We start from the raw sequence: 949 nt of genomic DNA, 5'->3' as shown, positions 1-949 counted from the left end.
GCGCCTCGCCGCGTCGCCGCGCTGTCGCCGCCGACCACCAGCCGTGGTTGCCCATCAGCAGCACGTCGATGGGCCGCTCGGCCGCCAGCGCGGCCACCGCCAGGGTCAGCGGCAGGCCGGGGCGGTGGTAGTCGATCCAGCCCCAGCGAACGCCGTCCAGCGCCCCGGCCAGCGCGGTGCGGGCCTCGGGCTGCACGGCGCAGGCGATGGCGTCGACCGAGTGCACATGCAGCACCACGGCATGCGGCATCAGCGCATGCAGCGTGGTTTCGATCGACGGGCGCAGGCCCTCGACGGCCAGCTCGCGCCGCACGGTGGGGCCGACCGGGTCGCTTCGCCGGCGGCCACGCGCGCGCGCACCTGCGGCAGCGACACCGGCACGAACATCGGCCGGCGCAGCGCGTCGCGCAGCCACAGGCCCGAGCCTTGACCCACAGCGTGTCGTCTTCCTTGACGGAGGTGTTGCCGCCCGCGGCCTGGATCAGCAGCGGGTCGCGGCCGATGCGCTGCGAGGCTTCGGCCAGCAGCTGGCAGGCGGGGGAGTAGGCGGGGAGGGTGCTGGTGGCGTTCATGGGGTGGTCTTCCACTGGAGGGTGTGCAGGGCCCAGGTCGGCGCCGGTGCGCCATGGGCACCGGGCGCGGCGAGCAGGCGTTGAAGCTCGGCGGCGGCGCCCGCCGGCCCGGCGCGCGCGAAATCGCCGGCGTGCAGCCCGCCGGCGATGAAGCAGGTGTCGAAGCCGGCCCGCTGCCGCCGAGCACGTCGTGTTCCAGCGAGTCGCCCACCGCACAGATGCGCGTGACGCCGAGCGCGGCCAGCCGCTCGCGGCAGGCGTCGTAGATCAGCGGATGCGGCTTGCCGACCCACACCACGCGCCCGCCCACTCTGCTCGTAGCGCGCGGCCACGCTGCCGCTGCTGGGCTCGACGCCGCGCGGCGTGAGCCGTTCGCG

General features: G+C 75.7%; 2 protein-coding genes. Both read right to left on the bottom strand.

What is annotated here, in order from left to right:
- The coding region (locus BMG07_RS43835; RefSeq protein ID WP_307867343.1) for a class II aldolase/adducin family protein at positions 1-313 on the bottom strand (313 nt) is incomplete at its 3' end.
- Positions 250-867, bottom strand: coding sequence for an HAD hydrolase-like protein (locus BMG07_RS45310; protein ID WP_374221485.1), 618 nt, complete (start codon positions 865-867; stop codon positions 250-252). The genes BMG07_RS43835 and BMG07_RS45310, both read right to left, overlap by 64 nt.
- Positions 868-949: the final 82 nt, after the last annotated feature.

Origin of the sequence: Variovorax sp. E3 (assembly GCF_016082275.1) — a bacterium.
GTDB lineage: Bacteria > Pseudomonadota > Gammaproteobacteria > Burkholderiales > Burkholderiaceae_C > Variovorax.
Note: the sequence above shows the minus strand (reverse complement) of the source record. Positions and strands in the feature narration are given on the sequence as shown.